Below are 23,204 nucleotides of genomic sequence, written 5' to 3'. Positions count from 1 at the left end.
ACGGCCGGCTGCCATACGGGTGTGAAGTAGCACCACCCTGGCAAAGCTGACCCGGACGGCCGGCAATCTGGCTCCCTGAGTACCGGTTTTGCTCTCGCTTGGTCTGGGGCTGCCAAGCTTGGTGCCCCGGGCTGTTGGCCCCATGCTCCGCCGCTGTGCCTGCGGCCGCCGAAGCCCGGCTTCCTTCCCTCGATTTATTTCCGTTGACCCAAAACCAACCCGTCGCACGTCTTAGCTAAAGATGCTGCCCGGGATATGTGCTGAGCAACTTCGCCCGAGGTGTCAACGGTTAGATAACAACGAAGCGCGCCGATTTGGGCGCGGGGTCCGTACGTGTGGGCCTGTGGCGGCTTTTCTCACAATTCTATTTCCGTTTCATGAAACCTACCTTCCGTACTGCCGTGCTGTTGTCGCTGGGGCTGCTGCTGGGGCCGGCCCTGCACGCCCAGAAAGCCGCCCCGCGCTCGGCTACCTCCACCACTATTGCCGACGACCCAAAAATGCAGCGTTTCATCGACGAGCTGATGAGCAAGATGACGCTGGAGGAGAAAATCGGGCAGCTCAACCTGATAACCGTGGGCTTCGATGTAACCGGGCCCGTAGTCAGTAAGGATGTGGATGCCAACATCCGCAAGGGCTTGGTCGGCGGCGTATTCAATACCTACACGCCCGTGGCCGCGCGCAAGCTTCAGGAAATGGCCATCAAAGAGTCGCGCCTGCACATTCCGCTCATTTTCGGCTACGACGTGATTCACGGGCACCGCACCATCTTCCCGATTCCGCTGGGCCTATCGGCTACCTGGGATATGGCGGCCGTGGAACGCAGTGCCCGGGTAGCGGCCGAGGAATCGGCGGCGGATGGGCTGCACTGGGTGTTCTCGCCCATGGTCGACATTGCCCGCGACCCGCGCTGGGGCCGTATTGCCGAGGGCGGGGGCGAAGACCCTTACCTGGGCTCGGAGCTGGCCCGGGCCATGGTGCGCGGCTACCAGGGCCCGGGCAACGACCTGACCAAGAACAACACCGTCATGGCCTGCCTCAAGCATTTTGCCCTGTACGGCGCTGCCGAGGCCGGGCGCGACTACAACACGACCGACATGAGCCTGGCGCGCATGTACAACGAGTATCTGCCGCCCTACAAGGCTGCCGTGGAAGCTGGGGTGGGCTCGGTGATGAGCTCATTTAATGACATCAACGGCGTGCCGGCCACCGGCAACAAGTGGCTGCTAACCGATTTGCTGCGCCGGCAGTGGGGATTCAAGGGCTTTGTGGCTACCGATTACACGGCCATCAACGAGATGGTGAACCACGGGGTCGGCAACGATGCCCAGGTGTCGGCCATGGCCCTGAACGCCGGGGCCGACCAGGATATGGTGGGCGAGGTGTTCCTGAAAAACCTAGCCCAAAACCTCAAGGATGGCACCGTAACCCAAGAAACTATCGACCAGGCCTGCCGCCGAGTGCTGGAAGGCAAGTACAAGCTGGGGTTGTTCAAAGACCCCTACCGGGGCGTGAGTGAAAAGCGGGCGAAAGCGACGCTCATGAAAAAGGAGTTTCTCGACGACGCCCGCGACGTGGCCCGCAAGAGCTTCGTGCTGCTCAAAAACGACAACAACGCCCTGCCCCTGAAAAAGGCGGGCACGATTGCGCTGGTAGGCCCCCTGGCCACCCGGCAGCGCGATTTGATCGGGAGCTGGAGTGGGGCCGGCGACTGGAAACAGGCGGTGTCGGTAGAGCAGGGAATCCGGAATGTGGCCGGCAGCTCGGTGAAAATCGTGACGGCCCAGGGTGCCAACTTCACCGACGACGCCCTGCTGGTCGAGCGTCTGAACGCGTATTCCGGGGATATTGTGCCCGACAAACGCCCGGCCGAGGAAATGATCCGGGAAGCGGTGCTGGCCGCCCAGGGCGCCGACGTGGTGGTAGCCGTGGTGGGCGAGTCGCAGGGCATGACGGGTGAAGCCGCCAGCCGCGCCGACATTGGCCTGCCGGCCCCCCAGCTGGAGCTGCTCAAGGCCCTGAAAAAAACTGGTAAGCCCTTGGTCGTGGTGCTCATGAATGGCCGCCCCCTGACCCTGAACTGGGAGCAGCAGAACGCCGATGCTATCCTGGAAACCTGGTTTGCCGGCACCCAGGGCGGCAATGCCATTGCCGACGTGCTGTTTGGGGCCTACAACCCCTCGGGCAAGCTCACAGCCACCTTCCCACAATCGGTGGGGCAAGTGCCGCTGTATTACAACCACAAGATGACCGGCCGGCCCTTCGACGCGGCCGACCCCAAAGAGCGCCTGGCCAAGTACAAGTCGCGTTACCTCGACATCAGCAACGAGCCGCTCTATCCCTTTGGCTATGGCCTGAGCTACACTAGTTTCTCGTTTTCCAAGCCCGAGCTCAGCAGTGCCACCATCAGCCCCGGCAGCGGGCTGGACGTAAAGGTGACCATAAAAAACACCGGCAATTTCGACGGGGAAGAAGTGGCCCAGCTGTACCTGCGCGACGTGGCAGGCTCCGTTTCGCGCCCGGTACGGGAGCTGAAAGGCTTTCAGAAAGTGATGCTCAAGAAAGGGGAGAGCCGCACGCTTACCTTCCACGTGAGCCCCGACGATTTGAAGTTTTATAACAACGACCTGCAGTGGGTAGCCGAGCCCGGCGAGTTCCAGATCTTCATCGGACCCAACTCCCGCGACACCCAGCAAGCCAGTTTCAAGCTCGTGGATGGACAAGCTGCCAACTAGAAAAGGCCCGTCGCTTAGCTTAGGGACCAACAAAACCAGGCCGACTACTTCTGTAGTCGGCCTGGTTTGCTAACAGGCTGCTTGTGGCTTATTTATTGGCGGCAATAGGGGAGGACCGGAAGAACTGAATCATGCCGGCTTTGCCGTTGTCGCCGATTTCACTGGCAATGTACAAGTCGCCATTAGGGGCAAAGGCTAGGCCCTCGGGTTGGGGAAACAGCTTGCGGGGCAGCTTCTGGACCTTCAGTAGACTACCTTGCCCGTCCAGCTCCACCAAGGCATTGCCGCTGGCGGCCAGCACAAAAATATGGCGGGTGAGCGGGTGCACGGCAATAGCCGAGGGCGCAAACCGGTTGATGGTGTTGCCTTCGTCCTGGCGCTTATCGAGGGCAATGAGCTCGGCAACGTCGAGGAGGTAGGCGGGCTTGGGCTCAGCCTGGTAGGTGGAGGCGTCGAGGCGGTAGATGGCCCGTTTCTGATCGGGCTGGCCCAGGCCCGCCGCACCCTTGCAGGCTACCAGCAGCGCGCCGGTGCGCGAGTCGTAGCTGAGGCCTTCCGGGTCGTTGGCTGCCGTTAGGCCCGTATCGAAGGTAGTTGTGGTGCCCTGGTCGGTGTGCTTCAGCAGCGTACCGTCGCTGCGCAGGATAAGCCAGGCATTTTTCACCCGCGCCACGTCCTCGTAGTCGTCTTTCTTGCCAAATTTCAGCGTCGACTCCAGCTTTTTACTGCCCAGGTTGTAGATGTAGAGCGTGCCGGTCTGGTCTTCGATGCAGCCGATACGCTGGTCGGAGAGCAGGGCAATACCCGAAATTTCCTGCAGGGCCTCGGGTAGCGAGTAAGTGGCCGTGGGGTGGTCGAAGTCGTAGGCGGCCGCCGGGCTGCTGGACTGGGCCATAGCCGCGCTGGTCGGCAGGCAAGCGGCTGTAAGCCAAAGAAGTACTGTTTTCATAGCGCGAAGAGAAGGAGCGGGAACTGGTCGGTCTTTACAACGCAGCCCCGGGGGAGAGGTTGGGGTAAAAATCCGGTTCTGGTAAACGCCGGTGACAGCAGGTGCGTAAGCAGTCCTCTTTCCGGCAGGCGGGCAGCGGCAGCCTCAGAATTGCTTCAGACTGGCTGCGTATGCTCCCGAAATGCTGTTTTGGCGTTCTTGCAGTACCTTTCTTCGATTTCCTTTGCCTTTTCTGTCTTATGCCGATTCCTCTTACCCGTGGTGTAGTAGCCCTGGCCTTGTGGGCCGCCTCGTTTGCTCCCGTTCTGGCCCAGGTGACGCCCCCGGTAAGTACCCCGGCCGACACCACCCATAAATTCGAGAATCCGACCGCCGCGCCGTCCGGCGCGGCCAAGCCCTGGTATAAGGGCAAGCTGGTGAAGGCCACCATTGTGCCGGCCGTGCTGATTACCTACGGCGCCTTGCACGTCAACAACCGCGGCTTCTATACCAACGAGCAGGCCAACCGCGACATTCACAAGCTGTTTCCGACCTACCGTACCCGCCTCGACGATATCCTGATTTTTGCGCCTTATGCCGAGCTGGGCCTGGTAACGCTGGCCGGCGTAGAGTCGCGCAATGACCGGCTGAATACCCTGCTAGTTATCCTGAAAAGCGAGGCTATTATGGTGGCTACGACTTTTTCGGTGAAATATCTGGTCAAGGAAGAGCGGCCCGACAAATCGAATAACTATTCCTTCCCCTCCGGCCACACGGCCCAGGCCTTCTTGGCCGCCAGCATCGTGCACACCGAGTTTCGCGACCAAAGCCAGTGGTATGGTATCGGGGCCTACACCATTGCTACCAGCGTGGCAGCCCTGCGCATGATCAACACCAAGCACTGGCAAAGTGACGTGGTGGCGGGCGCGGGCTTCGGTATTTTGTCGGCCCACCTGGGCTACCTCACCCACCGCAACCGCTGGGGCCGCAAGCCCAACCTGCCCAAGGGCATGAGCTTCTCGCCTACCTGGCAGACCGGCTACACGCCCACGGGCAGCCTGGCCGGGGTGCCGGGCCTGCGTTTTACCTGGCAGCCCAAGTAGGCCGCCAAGCGGCAGGGGCACAGCGGAGGCGGTAACCGGTTGCCGGGAAGTGCTGGCTTCATCTGAAACTCAGAATGGCGGCAGAATCTTGCGTGCGTTTTGGTACAGGTTCTTCCCGTTTCCTTAGTTGCCTATCTACGCGCATGAAGATTCTGATTGTCGAAGATGAGCCGGCCCTGCGTAGCTCCCTGGCCGAGTACCTGCGGCAGGACGGCTACGTCTGCGAAACGGCAGCCGACTACCCGCAAGCCCACGAAAAAGTCAAGCTCTACGCCTACGACTGCGTGCTGGTAGACCTGACCCTGCCCGGCGGCCATGGCCTGGCGTTGATCAGCACGCTCAAGGCCGACAATTCCCGGGCCGGGGTGCTTATTATTTCGGCCCGCGACTCGCTCGACGATAAAGTGCTGGGCCTGGAGCTGGGCGCCGACGACTACCTGGCCAAACCGTTTCACCTGGCCGAGCTCAACGCCCGCCTCAAGGCCATCATCCGGCGGCGGCAGTTTCAGGGGCAGCGTCAGCTGCTGTTTCGGGAGTTGAGCGTGTTTCCGGACCAGGCCCTGGTGCTCGTGCGCGACGAGCCCCTGACGCTCACGCGCATGGAGTACAACCTGCTGCTGTTTCTGCTGGCGAACCCCAACCGGGTGCTGACCAAAGTAAGCATTGCCGAGCACCTCTGGGGCGACGATGCCGACACGGCCGACTCCTTCGACTTCATCTATACCCACTTAAAGAACCTGCGCAAAAAGCTCCAGGAAAAGGGTGTCGACAACTATATCCACACCATTTACGGCATGGGCTACAAGCTGAGCTCGACGTGAAGCTGCTGGCTACAACCACCCGCTACTACCTGCTGCTGGCCACCCTGGTGTTTGCCGTGGGCAGCGTGGTGCTCTACTACGGCATCGGCCTGGCGCTGCGCGAGGAAGTTGGCGAGCAACTGGTCAACCAGCAAACGGCCGTACGACACCGGGTGCAGGCGACGGGCCGGCTGCCCGAATCCGTTTCGGGTGGGGAGTTGCTGCTAAGTACTGCGGCCCAGTCCCTGGGCCTGCGCGACACCGTCATCCTGGATGCAGTGGAGCAGGAACCGGTGCCCTACCGGCAGCTGAGCTTTCCCGTGTCGGCGGGCGGCGTCAGGCGGTGGGTGACGCTGCGCAAGTCCCTGCTCGAAACCGAGGACATGGTGAAAATGGCCCTCAGCGTTATGCTCACGGTGCTGGCCCTGCTGCTGCTGAGCCAGGGGCTGCTGAACCGCTGGCTGGCCCGCCGCCTCTGGAGCCCGTTTCAGCAGACCCTGCAGGCCCTGCGCCACTACGACCTCCAGCAGCAGCAACCGCTACACGTGCCCGTGCACACGAGCATCGATGAATTCTCGGAGCTGAACCAGGCCCTGCTGCAAATGAGCCAGCGGCTGGCGGCCGACTACCAGTCGCTCAAGGATTTCACCGAAAACGCCGCCCACGAAACCCGGACGCCCCTGGCCATCATGCAGGCCAAGCTCGAGCAGCTGCTCCAGGTCGGGGAGTTGCCGCCGGCCCCTGCTGCGCTGGTGGGCGAGTTGTACACGGCCACCGTGCGCCTAGCCCGCCTGCACCATGCCCTGACGCTGCTGAGCAAGATTGAAAACCGCCAGTTTCCCCAACTCGTGGCCCTGCAGCTGGAGCAGGTACTCCTAAACCGCTTGTTTCAGTTGCAGGATTTCATTGAGGAGAAAGAGTTGGTTGTAACCTGCCAGGTGCAGGGCGCCCCGGCCCTGCAGATGCACCCGGCCTTGGCCGATTCTCTGGTCGGAAACCTGTTGCAGAACGCCATAAAGCACAATTGCCGCGGTGGGCGCCTGCACTGGGTCCTAACGCCGCACGAGCTGGCCATCCGCAACACGGGTCCGGCCCTGACGCAAGAACCAGAACGCTTTTTTGAGCGGTTTCGCAAACTCAACCCCTCCTCGGAGTCGCCGGGGCTGGGGCTGTCCATCGTGCAGCAGATTTGCCGCTACTACGGCTTTTCGGTGCACTACACCTTTTCTGTACCCGAGGCCGAGCACACCTTGCGCGTCAAGTTCTAGAATGTAATGCCCGCTTGGGTTAAGGCCACCGCCGGCTCTACCAGGAGTGCATTCAGGCCGCTTACGGCAACTATGCCAACTCCATCGGCCGCCCGACCTACCAGGGCGGCCTGCGCGTCGAGCAAACCAACACCCACGGCCCCCACCTGCCGACGAGCCAGCAGGTGGGGCGCAGCTACCGGAATCTGTTTTCTAATGCCATACTGGCCTGCGAGGTCAGCTAGCAAGGGCAGGGGCACCTGCGCTACTCGCGCCGGGTGCCGCGCCCCGCCCAGGGTAAGCTGCCCCCTTTTACCGGCCGGTCGAACCTGCTCAACCCGCTGCTGCCCAACTATCTTCACGCCCTGGAGCGGGGCGGTCAGCGCTTTTTCGGTTGATTACACCCATCCGTCATGCCTCGACTCTGCTCCGCATGAGGTGTTCTGCTTTGGCTGGTTGTTAAATACTCAGCCGGAACAACGGGCCTTTACCTTTCAGCGACGACTGCCGGATTACCAAATCGCCGGACAGCACGTAGGTGCGGGGCTTGAAGTTTTCCTTGAGCCGTACCTGGTCCAGAAACAGGCGGGCGGCCTGCTGCCCGATGCGGTAGGGGTGCAGGTCCACCGTAGTTAGGGCCGGCTCTATCATCGAGGCCAGGAATTCGTCGCCGTAGCCGACCACGGCAATGTCCTCGGGAATGCGGATGCCGCGCTGCTTCAGGGCCTGAATCACGTCCAGGGCGTTGGTATAGTTCACGGCAAAAATGGCGTCGGGCGGCTCGGGCAGGGCCAGCCACTTATCCAGGGCTGCCACCGCCGATTCGGTGCGGAAGTCGGTGTGAATACGCAACTCTTCCCGGGGCTCGATGCCGTAGTGGTGCAGGGCGTTGAGGTAACCGCCGATACGCTGCTTGCTGATGAGCAGCGCGTCGGGGCCGGCCAGAATGGCGATACGCTCGCAGCCTTCCAGAATCAGGTGCTCGGTTACGGCAAAGGCCCCACCCCAGTCGTCGAGCATTACCTGGGCACTGTTGACCTCGTTACAAACCCGGTCGAAGTGCACTACCGGAATGCCCCGGCAGGCGTCGGCGCGCACGTGGTCAAAGTTCTCGGTTTCGCGGGAGTGGCAGATCAACAGCCCGTCGACGCGGCTGGCAATCAGGGCCTGCACGTTGCTCACCTCCGTCTGGTACGACTCCTTCGACTGGCAAATCATGACCCGGTAGCCCGACTCGGCCGCTACCTGCTGAATGCCGCTGACGGCGGTGGCAAAAAACGGCCGTTCGATGTCGGGAATCAGCACCCCAATGGTGTAGGTTTCACTGCTTTTCAGGCTCTGGGCCAGCAAGTTGGGCTGGTAGTCGAGCTGGCGGGCCACTTCCAGAATGGCCTGGCGGGTATTGGGGCTGATGTCGCTGTGCCCGTTCAGGGCCCGCGATACGGTGGAGGAGGCTACACCCAGGGCTTTAGCCACGTCGCTGATGGTGGTTTGGTGGCGCTTGCGCTCCGGCACCTGCGCCGATTTCTCTTCCGTGAAGTGGTAGTCGCAGGCCTTGCAGAAAAACCGTTGCCGGCCGCGGATGAAGCCGGCTTTCATGACGTCGTCAGCCAGCTTGCATTTAACGCACTTTATCATGGTAAATGGTATTTTTTAACAATAAGCCGGGTGGGTGGATAGCAGAGCGGGTGGCTTACCGTTTCATTATTCGAAGATAATGTACGAAATATTTTTTGCGCTATGCTTCGTTAAAGATACCTATCGAAAACGATTCCGGAAACGTTTTCGGTATTTTTATTTCGAAACCAGCGAGTTATGGCGGTTTTTTACTTGTTTTTGATAGGTTCACCTACCTTATCTTTAAGGACCAGATAGGCCTATCCGCCTTGTTCCGGCTTGTACCGCTCCTCAGCCCGAAAAGCCGACGAGCGTCCAAAAAATTGTATTTTTTGCTCCGCTCTGCTATGCTTCACACCATGCGCTGGTTCGGCCCCCACGACCCGGTTTCGCTCTTCGACATTCGTCAGGCTGGTTGCGCTGGCGTCGTTACGGCCTTGCACCAGCTGCCGGTGGGCGCCGTGTGGCCCGTCGAGGAAATCCAGCGCCGTCAGCAAATCATTGAAGCCGACAATGCCAGCTACTCGCCCCTGCACTGGGCCGTGGTGGAAAGCCTGCCCGTGCACGAAGACATTAAGAAAGGCCGCCCTACGCGCGCTACCTACATAGAGAACTACAAGGAGAGCTTGCGCAATCTGGCCGCCTGCGGCATCCGCACGGTGTGCTACAATTTTATGCCCGTGCTGGACTGGTCGCGCACCAACCTGAGCTACCAGCTGCCCGACGGCTCCTTGGCCCTGCGTTTCGTATGGCAGGATTTTGCCCTGTTCGACCTGTGCATTCTGCAGCGCCCCGGTGCCGAGGCTGATTACGAGCCTGAAGTAGCTGCCGCCGCCCGGGCCCAGTTTGCCCAAATGAGCCCCGAGCAGATTGCCGAGCTGACCAACACCGTGTTGCTCGGCCTGCCCGGCTCGGAAGAAGCGTTTGAGCTGACTGGCTTTCAAAGCCTGCTCGATGAGTATGCCCACATCGACAGCCAGGCTTTGCGCCAGAACCTGTACTACTTCATTCGGGAAGTAGGGCCCGTGGCCCAGGAAGTGGGTATCAACCTCTGCATTCACCCCGACGACCCGCCCTACCCGCTGCTGGGCCTGCCCCGGGTGGTGAGCACCGAAGCCGACCTGGCTGAGCTGCTGGCGGCCTACGACGAGCCAGCCAACGGCCTCACCTTCTGCACCGGCTCCTTGGGCGTGCGCCCCGACAACGACCTGCCCGGGGTGGTGCGCCGCTTCGGTGCCCGGATTCACTTTGTGCATCTGCGGGCCACTAAGCGGGAAGAAAACCCCCGCAATTTCCACGAGGCTGACCACCTCACCGGCGACGTGGACATGTATAGCGTGGTGCGTGAACTGGTGCTGGAAGAGCAGCGCCGCGCCCAGACCGGGGTAGGAGAGCTCACGCTGCCCATGCGCCCCGACCACGGCCACCAGATGCTCGACGACCTGAAAAAGAAAACCTACCCCGGCTACTCGGCCATTGGCCGCCTCCGCGGGCTGGCCGAGCTGCGGGGCCTGGAACACGGCATTCGGCACGCCTTAGCCGCCGAAGTCCACCTCACCGCCAAGCTCACCGCCGACACTACGCTAGCTGCCCGCTAGAACCTTCCCTTCTGCTTTCTGCCTTTCCCACCCGCTCATGTCATTCCGCCACTTGCTACTGGTTCTTATATTCTTCGCGGCCGCCCACCGGAGCGTAGCCGACGACGGATATCGGCTGTGGCTAAAGTACGACCGGATTCAGGACGCAGGGCTGCGCAAAGATTACCAGAAAGCGGCCGGCTTCATCGCCAGCAGTGGCTCGTCCCCGATTCTGACGACGGCTGCTACCGAGCTGCAGCAGGGTCTAGAGGGCTTGCTGGGACAGAAACCCCCGCTTGTAGCGCCGGGCAGCAAGACCAAAGGCGGCATTCTTCTTTCCGTGGATGCTACCGCAAACGTTTCCGCTGGCCGGACCCTGGGCAAGGATGGCTACCATATTGGGAGGAAGAACGGTAGCCTGGTAATTACGGGAACAACCGACGCGGGGGTGCTCTACGGCGTATTTGCCCTGTTGCGCCAGCTCCAGACGCGCCAGCCGCTCCAGAATATTGACCTGACCAGCAGCCCCAAGATTCAGTACCGCCTGCTCAACCACTGGGACAACCCCAACGGCACCGTGGAGCGGGGCTACGCGGGCTCCAGCATCTGGAAATGGTACGAGCTGCCCGAGCACCTCGACCCGCGCTACCAGGACTACGCCCGTGCCAATGCTTCGATTGGTATTAATGGCGTGGTCATCAACAACGTAAATGCCAGTGCCCGCTACCTCACGCCCGAGTACATTGAGAAAGTAGCTGCCCTGGCCGGCGTCATGCGGCCCTACGGCATCCGGGTGTATATGTCGGTGCTCTGGGCCGCGCCCAAGGTAATTGGCGGGCTGAGTACTTCCGATCCGCTCGACCCCAAGGTGAAGCAGTGGTGGACGGACCGCACCAACGAAATCTACCGGGCCATTCCCGACTTTGGCGGCTTTCTGGTGAAGGCCAACTCGGAAGGGGAACCCGGCCCGCAGGACTACGGCCGCGACCATGCCGACGGGGCCAACATGCTGGCCGACGCCCTGGGCCAGCACGACGGGCTGGTGATGTGGCGGGCCTTTGTGTATAAAGCCAACTCCAACGGGGACCGGTTCAAGGAAGCTTACCAGGAATTCAAGCCCCTCGACGGCCGCTTTAAGCCTAAAACTCTGGTGCAGGTCAAGAACGGCCCGATTGACTTCCAGTCGCGGGAGCCGTTTCACCCGCTGTTCGGGGCCATGCCCCGCACCCCGCTGGTGCTGGAAGTGCAGCTGACGCAGGAGTATTTGGGCTTCGCGACGCATATGGTGTATCTGGCGCCCATGTTCAAGGAAACCCTCGATGCCGATACCTACGCCAAGGGTCAGGGCTCAACGGTGGCCAAGGTGGTGGATGGCAGTGTGGATAAGCACTCCGTCAGCGGCATTGCCGGCGTGGCCAACATCGGCTCGGACCGCAACTGGACCGGCCACCCCATGGGGCAGGCCAACTGGTACGCCTTCGGCCGCCTGGCCTGGGACCATACGCTGTCTGCCCAGGCCATTGCCGAGGAGTGGACCCGCATGAGTTTGACCAACGAGGCACCGGCCGTGCGCACCATTGCCGACGTGCTGGTCAAGTCGCGCGACATCTACGTGCGCTACACCACCCCGCTGGGCCTGCACCACATCATGGGCCAGAGCATTCACTACGGCCCCGAGCCCTGGCTGGCCAGCAGCGCCCGGCCCGACTGGACCTCGGTGTACTACCACAAAGCCGACGCCGCGGGCCTGGGCTTCGACCGGACCGCCAAGGGCAGCAACGCGTTGGGTTTGTACCGGCCCGAAGTGCAGCAGCTCTGGAACGACCCCCAAACCTGCCCGCCCGATTATCTGCTCTGGTTTCACCACGTGGGCTGGAATCAGCAACTAAGCACCGGCCGCACCCTCTGGAATGAGCTCTGCACCCGCTACTACACCGGCGTCGACTCGGTGACCTGGATGCAGCAGCAGTGGGCCGCCGTGCAGCCGCAAGTGGATCCGGAGCTACACGCCGACGTAACCAGCCGCCTGCAAACCCAGCACAAGGAAGCCCTTTGGTGGCGCGACGCCTGCGTGCTCTACTTCCAGACCCACGCCAAGCAGCCCATTCCGGCTCCTTTCGCGCCGCCCACGCGCACCCTCGACGACATCAAACGCCTGGTCATGATCTACCAGCTGCGCTAACCGAATTGAATACTTAATGCTTACCGTCATGAAAAACATGCCGCACGTGAACGGCCACGCCGTGCACACCAGTACCCTTGCGCACCAAAACAGCTTTTCCCTGGAGGGGCAGCTGGCCTTAATCACCGGCGGCGGTAGTGGCATCGGCTTGGCCATAGCCCAGTGCATGGTGCACGCCGGCGCCACCGTCATCATCACCGGCCGCCGCGAGGAAGTGCTGAAGGAAGCCGTGGAATCGATGGGTGAGGCGGCTCACTACATGGTCAACGATATTTGCGACCTGGCTTCTATCGAAGACATGGTTGCCGAGCTGGAAGCCACCTACGGTCCCCTCGATATTGTGGTCAACAACGCGGGCATCAACCTGAAAAAGCCAGCTTTGCAGGTTACCGACCAAGAATTTCACAACATCCTGCACACCAACCTGAACTCGGTATTTGCCCTGACCCGGGCCTGCGCCCGGCGCATGGTGGAGCGGCAGCGCGGCGTGATTCTGATGATTTCGTCGATGGCCGCTTACTACGGCATCGATCGGGTCGTGGCCTACGCCGCTTCCAAGTCGGCGGTGGAAGGCATGGTGAAGGTGCTGGCCTCTGAGTTTTCGGGCGCCAACGTGCGCGTCAATGCCATTGCCCCGGGCTTTATCGAAACCGAGATGAGCCGCAAGGCCATGAACAACGACCCCGACCGCCGCGACCGGGCCATGCGCCGCACGCCCATGGGCAAGTTCGGCCAGCCCGAAGACATCGGCAACGCGGCCGTGTTTATGGCTTCCGCCGCGGCCCGCTACATCACCGGCGTGTCGCTGCCCGTCGATGGGGGCAACTCCATTGGCTTCTGATTGCAAGAAACTTCAAAACCCATAAAACTCCCACACCCAATGTATCAACCAATACGCAAAACGGCCTTCTGCCTGAGCTGGCCGCTGTTTGTGGCCTCCGGGCTACCCCTGGCTGGGGCGGTGCTAATGCCTACCCAGGCCTGGGCCCAAGCCACCCCAACCATTTCGGGCAAAATCACCAGCTCCGACAACGGCGAAACCCTGCCCGGCGTGACGGTGCTGCAGAAAGGCACCACCAACGGCGTTTCGTCCAATGCCGACGGTACCTTCACGCTGCAGGCGCCCCTGGGCAGCACACTGGTACTGAGTGCAGTAGGCTTCGTAAGCAAAGAAGTTGAGGTGACGGGTACTACCCTGAACGTGACTCTGGGCTCCGACGTGAAGGCCCTGAACGAAGTGGTGGTAGTGGGTTACGGCACCCAGAGAGCTGAAGCGGTAACTGGCTCGGTGGCTTCTATCAATGGAGAGGCCCTACGCGAAGTGCCATCGGCTAACATCTCTCAGGCGCTGCAAGGTCGTTTGCCCGGTGTGGAGTTTGCGCAATCCTCCTCCCAGCCCGGTGCTGCCACACAAATCCGGATACGCGGTACCCGCTCCCTCGGCGCCAGCAACGACCCGTTGATTGTATTGGATGGTATTCCTTTCCCGGGTTCGATTGGCGACATCAACCCCAATGATATTCAGAGTGTGGATATCCTGAAAGATGCGTCGGCTACGGCTATTTACGGCTCGCGCGGGGCCAACGGCGTAGTCTTGATAACCACTAAAGCGGGTAAAAAAGGGCAAAAAGCGCAGATAACCTACGACAGTTTCGTCGGCGCAAAAACACTTTTCGCCAAATACCCCATGATGAATGGGCCGGAGTTTGTTGAGCTGCGCAAAGCCGCCGGCCTGTATAAGAACGCCCTGGATGAGGCCGACAATGTAGATACCGATTGGCAGGATCTGTTGTATAAAACGGGTATCCAATCCAACCACAACCTCGGAGTTTCCGGGGGCACTGAAGACGGGCGTTATAACTTCAACGCGGGCTACTACAAGGAAGAAGGGGTAATTCCTACCCAGCAGTACACCCGGTATTCCATGCGTGGAACGCTTGACCAGGGCGTTGGTAAATACATCCGGTTGGGTTTCACGACCAATAATTCCTACAGCCTATCCGAGGGCTCCAACGTGGGTATATACGGCATCCTGAACTCCTCGCCAATTGCCAATCCGTATAATCCTGATGGGAGCCTGAAAAGAACCATCCGCATGCCCTTGGATGAGCAGTGGGTATATACCCGCGACGTAGTAGAAAGCCTGAGCGACAAATGGTTAAGTGAAACCAGGTCGATAGCCACCTACAACACCGTGTTTGCGGAGGTTAAGATGCCCGGCGTAGAGGGCTTGAAGTATCGCGTCAACCTCGGGGCAAACTACCGGCAGAGCCAGGGCGGTGCTTACACCGGCCAGGGAATTACTGCGGTGAACCCCACGACCGTTTCTACGGCATCCGTTAGTAACCAGGCTACCAGAGACTGGACGATTGAAAATATTCTGTCCTACGACCGCACCTTTGCCGAGAAGCATAATGTAAATGCCCTGGCCTTATATTCTGCCTCGGATAACGTTTTCAACCAGACCAGACTTGCGGCCCGGGATATTCCTTCCGACGCCTTCCAGTACTATAATCTGGGTTTCGCCGCCGGCGAAATTACCGTAAACCCCAACGAACAACCGTATCGGAAATTCGGTCTGTTGTCCTACATGGGGCGCGTAATGTACTCCTATGACGACCGGTATCTGGTATCCGCCACGGTTCGTGCCGATGGCTCTTCCAGACTTTCCCCCGGAAATAAATGGAAAACCTACCCGGCTGTGTCGCTAGGCTGGAACGTGGCCAAAGAGTCGTTTATGCAGGGCATCCCTGTTATCGACATGCTGAAACTGCGGGCTGGCTACGGTATTACGTCAAACCAGGCTATTAACCCCTATGCTACCCTGGGTCTGTTGGCTACCCGGCCCTACAATTTTGGTCCTACCAATTACCAGACGGGCCTGTTCGTAAGCCAGCTGCCGAATGCTGATTTGGGGTGGGAGTTCTCCAAAACCTGGAACTACGGGTTGGATTTTGCTCTCCTGAAAAACCGCCTCTCGGGCACCGTTGAGTACTATGTCACCAACACCGAGGATGTGCTGCTGCCCTTGCCCTTGCCGTCAACTTCGGGCGTAGATAGCTACACGGCCAACATCGGTTCTACCCAGAACAAAGGGGTGGAGCTGTCTTTGAATGGGGTGATTCTGGAGAATCTCAATGGCTGGACCTGGGAAGCGGGGCTCAACATGTACGCCAACCGCAACAAGATTACGTCGTTGGCCGGCGAGCAGCAGCGGGATGAAGGAAACTGGTGGTTTGTAGGCCAACCAATCAACGTCATCTATGATTACGAGAAAATCGGCTTGTGGCAGGAAGGCGACCCCTACCGGAACATCCTGGAGCCCGGCGGAAACGTGGGGATGATCAAGGTGAGATACACCGGCGGCTATAATGCGGATGGTACCCCCTCCAGAGCTATTGGCCCACAAGACCGTCAGATCCTGGACGTGACCCCGAAGTTCCAGGGCGGTTTCAACACCCGTGTTGCCTACAAAGGATTTGACTTGAGTGTAGTAGGTGCTTTCCAGAACGGCGGTATTCTCAACAGCACCCTGTATGGCTCGTCGGGCTATCTGAACCTGATGAACGGTCGTCGGGGCAACGTGAAAGTGGATTACTGGACTCCGGAAAACACGGGAGCCAAATATCCTAAGCCCGGTGGCCTGACCAGCGGCGACAACCCCAAGTATGGCAGCACGCTGGGGTACTTCGATGCCTCTTACCTGAAGGTTCGCACCATTTCGCTGGGCTACAACTTCGACAACAACGCGTGGCTGAAGAGCACCGGCATTAGCCGACTACGGGTGTACGCCACGGCCCAGAACCCGTTTGTGATCTTCTCTCCCTACAAGAAAGAGTCGGGCATGGACCCTGAGACCAACTCGTACGCCGATCAGAACGTGGCCGTTACTGGCGGCGTCCCAGCCCGTCTGTTGACCATAGGTACTAACTCGCCTGCAACCCGCACCTACCTGGTGGGCCTGAACTTTACCTTCTAATACAGCGCAAAATGAAAAGCTTCAATATAAAATTCTTTATCGGGACGGCCCTAATTACGATGGCCGCGCCGGGATGCACCCACCTGTTGGAAGAGGAGCCCCGGAGTGTTTACACGCCCGAATTCTTTCAGACCGAACGAGGCGTGAACGGTGGGTTGACTTCCATGTACGCGCACTTGCGCTACATCTACGGCGACGCTTACTACTACAATGCCACCCTCACGGGTACCGATGAGGTAACCTATGGCCGGGACGCCGACGAGAACTTTCTGGCCATGGACTTCTCCGGCCGGGCGGCACTCAATGCCAATAACAGCCGGGCGGATAGATTGTGGACGGCAGCTTTTCCGAACATCAACACGGCTAATGGTATTATCAAAAATGCCAGCGCCGTAGGTACCATTTCGCCGGCCCTGGTTGCCGAAGCCCGGTTTTTCCGCGCCTTCGATTACTTCATGCTGGTTCAAACCTTCGGCGGGGTGCCACTGGATTTGGGGGCGGGCGAGCTGCAGTTCAACACCAATGCGTACCGCACCTCGGTCCGCAATACGGTACCGGAAGTCTATACCAAAGCAATTTTCCCTGATTTGCTGCAGGCAGTTGCGGACTTGCCGGCAACTCCACGGGTGATAGGGGGCGCCACCAAAACGGTGGCCCGCCTGTACCTGGCCAAGGCCTACCTGACCTATGCCTGGTGGCTGGAAAACCCGAATAATATTCCCACCTATCCGGCAACTACCCGGACCGACCCTGCCGGTCGTAACGCCCAGTATTATTATCAGCAGGCGTATGATGTCGCAATGGCTGGTATTGAGAGCCCCGGTCCATTCCGCTTGCAGCCCACGTACTATGATGTACATCTGGCCACGAACGACCGCAACACGGAAATGCTGCTGTTTGCCGACCACACCGAGTCCAGCGAGCTGTACAACGGCGGCAGCCTGACCTTTGGTAGCGGCGGAGCCCCGGACAACTTTGCCGGCTGGATGATGACTTGGAACTATACCAACATCAGAAGCGCCGCCAATCCGGACGGATCTAATCCTGTATCGTCTGTTCAGCGGGAAGCAGTTCAGCAGCTGGGTCGCCCCTGGAACCGGATGGCTCCCACCATTGGCGCCGTGGAAACCACCTTTGCCGACAAGACAAACGACTCTCGGTACGATGGCACCTTCACCACCGTGTACCGTGGCAACTGGCCCAAAGGCGGGGTCGCTAACGCAACCTTGTACAACGCCAACAATCTGGCCGTTACTCCAGGCCAGCCGATCCTGACTTTCCTGGATGCCGAACCGACTACGCCTATAACGTACCCCTCCGGAGGAGGTGCAAGCAATGTAGGCGCCGGTACGCTGCCCGGTCGGGCGGATTATGTGATTTCGCCGCGGGGCATAAGCCGCATTGTGTATCCGGGCCTGTGGAAGCTTGGGCCTTACCGGACCGATAATGGTTCCGGCTTAGGACAGCCGAATGCTGGCAGTACGCGTCCGTTTAACATTGCCAAATTCTCGGAGCTGTACTTTGTAGCGGCCGAAGCAGTTGTAAAAGGCGCAACCCCCAAGGCTGGTCAGGGTGCCCGGGAATTGATCAATGTGATTCGCGCCCGGGCCGGTAAGTGGCGGTTCGACCAGAACAACAACACGGCTAAGGTGCAGGATAATAGCGCTGCCATGATAGCGGCCACCCCGGCTACTATCGACATCAACTACATCCTGGCCGAACGCTCCCGGGAGTACTATGCCGAAGGTTACCGCTGGTATGATTTGGTGCGGACCCAAAAGTGGAATGAGTTGGCTTCTACCTACCGTATCGGGGGAACCAACTACGGCGACCATACGCCCCAAACCGTGACGCGTACCATTAAGCCGACTGACTACCTGCGTCCTATTCCGCAGGTTCAGCTTGACCGGATGGATGTATCACCAGCGGAAAAAGCTGCTTACCAGAACCCAGGCTACCTATAGTCAGATGAAAACAGGGTAAAAAGTGTGGGGGCTCGTATTGGGCCCCCACACTTTTTACCCTGTTTTCTTAACGCGTCGCCTGCCCGGAAAAGTACATGCTGCATTGGTACGTGCCAGCTTGTGTGGCTTCCCAGCCGGCTACCGGCAGCTGGTCTTGCCACGCTTTATGGCTAGCCCCTTCTGCAGCGAAAACTGGCCGCGTGAGCAGCAGGAAAATGCAGAACCCTGGGTGCCCGCGCTAGGGGTACCCGTTGTCCGAATGGTGCAGATAAGCTGTGATTTCGCTCTGAAGTCACAGCTTATTTATGAAGGGGTACTGTCCACGGGCCTAATCCATACCATGGCTTAATAATCTCATGATAAACAAGTTCTTAAAAGTCTCGCTGCTGTTTGCTATGGTCGCCGCGCAGCCGGCTGTTGCGCAGGTGCGCCTGCCCCGCCTCGTCAGCGACGGGATGATTCTGCAGCGCGACGCCCCCGTAGCGGTGTGGGGCTGGGCCAAACCCGGTGAGAAGGTAACCGTGACGCTGGCCGGCAAAACGGCCACGGCTACCACCGGCCCCGACGGCCAGTGGCGCACCAGCCTGCCGAAGCTAAAAGCCGGCGGCCCCTACGAAATGACCGTGGCCGGCACCAACCGCATCACGCTGAAAGACGTGCTCGTCGGCGACGTGTGGGTGTGCTCGGGGCAGTCGAACATGGAAACGCCCATGTCGCGGCTGCGCGACAAGTACCCCGACGTCGTGGCCCAGGCCAACAACCCCCAGATCCGGCAGTTCAACGTCGATTTGCGCTACGCCTTCAATGGGCCGAAAGCCGATGTGGCGGGCGGCAAGTGGGTAATGACTACACCCCAGAATGTGCTGGCTTTTAGCGGCGTGGCGTACTTTTTTGCCAAGACGCTCTTCGACAAATACCACGTGCCCATCGGCCTGATCCGGTCGGCCGTGGGCGGCTCGCCGGCCGAGGCCTGGCTGAGCGCCGAAGCGCTGCAGGCTTTCCCGCACTACCAGCAAGCCGCCGAGAAAGTGAAGGACAGCACCTACGTGGCTCGTACCATTGCGCAGGGCCAGGCCGCCTCCCGCGCCTGGTACACGGCCCTGCGCCAAGCCGACCAGGGCGTAGCCAAGGGCAGCACGCCCTGGTACGCGACCAGCTACAACGCGGCCGACTGGAAAACCATGAAAATCCCCGGCTACTGGGCCGACCAAGGCCTGGGGCCCGTGAACGGGGTGGTGTGGTTTCGCAAAGAAGTAAACGTGCCGGCCAGCATGGCGGGCAAACCGGCCCGGCTCGAGCTGGGTACCATCGTCGACAGTGACTCGGTGTATATCAACGGGCAGTTTGCGGGCACTACCGGCTACCAGTACCCGCCGCGCAAGTACGACCTGCCCGCGACGCTGCTCCAGCCCGGCCGCAACGTGCTGGTGGTACGCGTCATCAACAACGGCGGGCGCGGCGGCTTCACCCTCGACAAGCAGTACCGGCTCACGGCGGGCGGCCAAACCCTGGACCTGCGCGGCGACTGGCAGTACAAGCTGGGCGCTGCTACGCCGCCTGCTCCCGGCTCGGTTTCCTTCCAAAACCAGCCCGGCGGCTTGTATAACGGCATGATAGCGCCGCTGCTGCCCTACGCCATCAAGGGCGTGCTGTGGTACCAGGGCGAATCCAACACCGCGAAGCCCGAGGAGTACCAACCCCTGCTCACGGCCCTGATTGCGGATTGGCGCAAGCACTGGCAGCAGCCCGCCTTGCCCTTCCTGTACGTGCAGCTGGCCAACTTCATGGCGACTAAAGACCAGCCCACGGAAAGCAACTGGGCGGGCGTGCGCGACGGGCAGCGCCGCGCCCTGGCCGTGCCCCACACCGGAATGGCCGTGGCCCTGGACCTGGGCGAGTGGAACGACATTCACCCCCTGAACAAGGAAGACGTAGGCAAGCGCCTGGCCCTGGCCGCCCAGAAAGTGGCCTACGGCGAGAAAAACGTGGTTTCCTCGGGGCCCTTGTACCAGAGCATGCAGGTGAAAGGCAACAAAGCTATGCTCAGCTTCACCAGCACCGGCAGCGGCCTGGTGGCCAAAGACGGCAAGCCCCTGCGCTACTTCGCCGTGGCTGGGCCCGATAAGAAGTTCGTCTGGGCCCAGGCCAAGATTGAGGGCAACAAAGTCGTGGTCTGGAACGACCAGGTGCCCAACCCCGTGGCCGTGCGCTACGCCTGGGCCGACAACCCCGAAGGCGCCAACCTGAGCAACAAGGAAGGCCTGCCGGCTTCGTCGTTCCAGGCGGAGTAACGGGAAGCTGACCTTGAAAACCACCCACCTCTACCACTGCGCATGAAGAACTCTGTAATAACCCTGGGGCTGGCCCTGCTGATGGGGTGCGCCTCCAGTCAGCGCCAGCCGAGTGCTGCCGGCACGACGCCCGCGCCAGCTGCCACTCCCGACGCTGCGGCGCCCATCAACCCGGCCGAGCTGCCTTTCCGCAACCCCGACCTGCCCATCGACCAGCGCGTGGATGATTTGGTGGGCCGCCTGACTTTGCCGGAAAAAGTGTCGCAGATGCTCAACGCCTCCCCGGCCATTGACCGGCTGGGCATTCCGGCCTACAACTGGTGGAACGAGGCCCTGCACGGCGTGGCCCGCACCAGCATGAAAACCACGGTGTTTCCGCAGGCCATTGCCCTGGCCGCCACCTTCGACCAGGACGCTATGCTGCGCATGGCCACCATCACCTCCGACGAGGCCCGGGCCGTGCACCACGAGTACGCCCGCCGCGGCGAGCGGGGCATTTACCAGGGCCTCACGTTCTGGACGCCCAACATCAACATCTTCCGCGACCCGCGCTGGGGCCGGGGGCAGGAAACCTACGGCGAAGACCCCTACCTGACCGGCCAAATGGGCAAGGCCCTGGTGCAGGGCTTCCAGGGCGACGACCCGAAGTACCTCAAGATTACGGCCTGCGCCAAGCACTTTGCCGTGCACAGCGGCCCCGAGCCGTCCCGCCACGAGTTCAACGCCCAGATCAGCGACTATGACCTTTGGGACACCTACCTGCCGGCGTTTCGGGATTTGATAGTCGATGCTAAAGTGGCGGGCGTAATGTGCGCCTACAACGCCTACGCCGGCCAGCCCTGCTGCGGCAGCGACAAGCTCATGAACGAAATTCTCTACGACAAGTGGAAATTCCGGGGCTACGTCACCTCCGACTGCGACGGTATCAACGACTTCTGGCAGCACCACAAAACCGACCCCGACGCGGCTACGGCCGCCGCCAATGCCGTGCTCCACGGCACCGACATTGAGTGCGCCACCGGCAAGCTGTTTACCTACAACTCCCTGCTCGAATCGGTGCAGAAGGGGCTGATAACCGAAAAGCAACTCGACGTGTCGGTGAAGCGGCTCTACAAAATCCGCTTCCAGCTGGGCATGTTCGACCCGGTGGAGCGGGTGAAGTACGCCCAGATTCCGCTGAGCGTGGTGGAAAGCGCCCCGCACCAGCAGCACGCCCTGCGCATGGCCCGCGAATCGGTGGTGCTGCTCAAGAATGAACGAAACACGCTGCCGCTGCGCAAAAGCCTGAAGAAGCTGGTGGTGCTGGGCCCCAACGCCGACAACGACGCCGTGCAGCTGGGCAATTACAACGGCTTCCCGACCAACAACGTGACCCCGCTGGAAGGCATCCGGGCCAAAGTTGGCCCCGGCACCCAGGTGGTGTATATGCAGGGCGTCGACTACGCCAGCAACATCGTTTACGAAACCTTTGACATCAACCAACGCCTGGCCTACAACGGGCAGCCGGGCTTCAAGGCCGAGTATTACAAGGGCACCAACCTGGAAGGCCAGCCGGTGGCCACCCGGCAGGAAGCCAGCCTCGACCGGTACCTGGCCAACGTGAAGCAGGAAATTGTGCCGGGCTTGCTCTCGGAGAACGTTTCGGCCCGCTACCAGACCACTTTCACCCCACAGAAAACCGAAGAGCTGGCCCTGCAAATTACCGGCGACGACGGCTACCGGCTCTTTGTGAACGATAAGCTGGTGCTCGACAACTGGAAAAGCCGGGGCGTGTCGACGACTCAACACATCATGCGGGTGGAAGCCGGCAAAAAGCTCGACCTGCGCCTAGAGTACCTCCAGACGGACCGCCGTACCATTCTTAAGTTCAGCGGAGCCCACGTCGTGCCCATGAATGCCCAGAACATCCGGGCCCAGGTGAAGGATGCCGACGCGGTTATTTTCGTGGGCGGCATTTCGCCCCGGCTCGAAGGCGAGGAAATGAAGGTGAACGTGGAAGGCTTCAGCGGCGGCGACCGGACCAGCATTGCCCTGCCCAAAGTCCAGACCGAGCTGCTGAAAGTGTTGCACAGCACGGGAAAGCCGGTGGTGTTTGTGATGATGACCGGCAGCGCCATCGGCTGCCCCTGGGAAGCCCAGAACGTGCCGGCCATTATTAACAGCTGGTACGGGGGGCAAGCTACCGGCACGGCCCTGGCCGACGTGCTCTTCGGCGACTACAACCCCGCCGGCCGCCTGCCGGTCACATTCTACAAGTCGGAAAGCCAGCTGCCGCCCTTCGACAACTACGACATGGCCGGCCGCACCTACCGCTACTTCCAGGGCACGCCGCTGTTTCCCTTCGGCCACGGTCTAAGCTACACTACTTTCCAGTATAGCAACCTGAAAGTACCCGCCACCGCCGCCACCGGCCAGCCCGTAACCGTCAGCGTCGACGTACAAAACACCGGCACGCGGGCCGGCGACGAAGTGGTGCAGCTCTACGTGCGCCACCCCGACGCCCGGGGCCGGGTGGCGTTGCACGCCCTGGAAGGCTTCCGCCGCGTGCCGCTGCAGGCGGGGGAGAAGCAGACCGTGCAGTTCACCCTCACGCCCCGCCAGCTTTCCATGCTCAACCCGCAGGGCCAGCGCGCCCAGCAGCCGGGCAAGGTGCAGCTTTTCGCCGGTGGCGGCCAACCCCTCAGCCAAGCCGTAGCCCGGAAAAGTGTAGTGCAGGCCAATCTGACGCTAACCGGTAATTCAGTGAGTATAGACTAAACCTGCAACAGCTTGCTAAACACA

General features: G+C 60.7%; 14 protein-coding genes. 11 read left to right on the top strand and 3 right to left on the bottom strand.

Features of this window, described 5'->3' with window-relative positions; translation table 11 throughout:
- The first annotated feature begins 377 nt into the window (after positions 1-377).
- On the top strand, positions 378-2,735 hold the full coding sequence (gene bglX, locus E5K02_RS19965; protein WP_135397217.1) for a beta-glucosidase BglX: 2,358 nt from the start codon (positions 378-380) through the stop codon (positions 2,733-2,735).
- A gap of 88 nt (positions 2,736-2,823) precedes the next feature.
- Here bglX and E5K02_RS19960 read toward each other — a convergent pair whose 3' ends face one another.
- Positions 2,824-3,684 carry an SdiA-regulated domain-containing protein gene (locus E5K02_RS19960; protein ID WP_135397215.1) on the bottom strand — a complete coding sequence of 287 codons (861 nt, stop codon included), beginning with the start codon at positions 3,682-3,684 and terminating at the stop codon, positions 2,824-2,826.
- 239 nt (positions 3,685-3,923) lie between these two features.
- Between E5K02_RS19960 and E5K02_RS19955 the strand changes: the two genes are divergently transcribed.
- The 3 genes from E5K02_RS19955 to E5K02_RS19945 all read left to right on the top strand — a co-directional run bounded on the left by E5K02_RS19955 (position 3,924) and on the right by E5K02_RS19945 (position 6,834).
- On the top strand, positions 3,924-4,766 hold the full coding sequence (locus tag E5K02_RS19955) for a phosphatase PAP2 family protein (protein WP_167856503.1): 843 nt from the start codon (positions 3,924-3,926) through the stop codon (positions 4,764-4,766).
- Positions 4,767-4,909: 143 nt separating this feature from the next.
- Positions 4,910-5,587 (top strand): response regulator transcription factor, encoded by a 678-nt coding sequence (locus E5K02_RS19950; protein WP_135397211.1) that lies wholly within the window; start codon positions 4,910-4,912, stop codon positions 5,585-5,587.
- Positions 5,584-6,834, top strand: coding sequence for a sensor histidine kinase (locus tag E5K02_RS19945; protein ID WP_135397209.1), 1,251 nt, complete (start codon positions 5,584-5,586; stop codon positions 6,832-6,834). Before E5K02_RS19950 ends, E5K02_RS19945 begins: the two co-directional genes overlap by 4 nt.
- Here E5K02_RS19945 and E5K02_RS26320 read toward each other — a convergent pair.
- Positions 6,831-7,175, bottom strand: a complete 345-nt coding sequence (locus tag E5K02_RS26320) for a hypothetical protein (protein WP_240737371.1) — start codon at positions 7,173-7,175, stop codon at positions 6,831-6,833. The two genes, E5K02_RS19945 and E5K02_RS26320, sit on opposite strands and share 4 nt — an antisense overlap.
- A 97-nt stretch (positions 7,176-7,272) precedes the next feature.
- Positions 7,273-8,451, bottom strand: coding sequence for a LacI family DNA-binding transcriptional regulator (locus E5K02_RS19935; protein ID WP_135397207.1), 1,179 nt, complete (start codon positions 8,449-8,451; stop codon positions 7,273-7,275).
- Positions 8,452-8,777: 326 nt separating this feature from the next.
- On the opposite strand from E5K02_RS19935, the gene uxuA reads away from it, so the two are divergent.
- The 7 genes from uxuA (at position 8,778) to E5K02_RS19900 (ending at position 23,180) form a co-directional block, all read left to right on the top strand.
- The gene (gene uxuA, locus E5K02_RS19930; protein ID WP_167856502.1) at positions 8,778-10,028 is read left to right on the top strand and encodes a mannonate dehydratase; all 1,251 of its coding nucleotides are present in this window, start codon (positions 8,778-8,780) and stop codon (positions 10,026-10,028) included.
- A 37-nt stretch (positions 10,029-10,065) separates the two neighbouring features.
- The gene (locus tag E5K02_RS19925; protein WP_135397205.1) at positions 10,066-12,189 is read left to right on the top strand and encodes an alpha-glucuronidase family glycosyl hydrolase; all 2,124 of its coding nucleotides are present in this window, start codon (positions 10,066-10,068) and stop codon (positions 12,187-12,189) included.
- A 37-nt stretch (positions 12,190-12,226) separates the two neighbouring features.
- Positions 12,227-13,030 carry an SDR family NAD(P)-dependent oxidoreductase gene (locus E5K02_RS19920; protein ID WP_135397512.1) on the top strand — a complete coding sequence of 268 codons (804 nt, stop codon included), beginning with the start codon at positions 12,227-12,229 and terminating at the stop codon, positions 13,028-13,030.
- A gap of 39 nt (positions 13,031-13,069) precedes the next feature.
- On the top strand, positions 13,070-16,168 hold the full coding sequence (locus tag E5K02_RS19915) for a SusC/RagA family TonB-linked outer membrane protein (RefSeq protein ID WP_135397203.1): 3,099 nt from the start codon (positions 13,070-13,072) through the stop codon (positions 16,166-16,168).
- Positions 16,169-16,179: 11 nt separating this feature from the next.
- Positions 16,180-18,132, top strand: coding sequence for a RagB/SusD family nutrient uptake outer membrane protein (locus E5K02_RS19910; protein ID WP_135397201.1), 1,953 nt, complete (start codon positions 16,180-16,182; stop codon positions 18,130-18,132).
- A gap of 356 nt (positions 18,133-18,488) precedes the next feature.
- Entirely contained in the window at positions 18,489-20,423 is a 1,935-nt protein-coding gene (locus tag E5K02_RS19905) for a sialate O-acetylesterase (RefSeq protein ID WP_135397199.1), read from the top strand.
- Positions 20,424-20,465: 42 nt separating this feature from the next.
- The gene (locus E5K02_RS19900) at positions 20,466-23,180 is read left to right on the top strand and encodes a glycoside hydrolase family 3 C-terminal domain-containing protein (RefSeq protein WP_135397197.1); all 2,715 of its coding nucleotides are present in this window, start codon (positions 20,466-20,468) and stop codon (positions 23,178-23,180) included.
- Positions 23,181-23,204 lie beyond the last annotated feature (24 nt).

The organism is Hymenobacter metallicola (assembly GCF_004745645.1).
GTDB lineage: Bacteria > Bacteroidota > Bacteroidia > Cytophagales > Hymenobacteraceae > Hymenobacter > Hymenobacter metallicola.
Note: the sequence above shows the minus strand (reverse complement) of the source record. Positions and strands in the feature narration are given on the sequence as shown.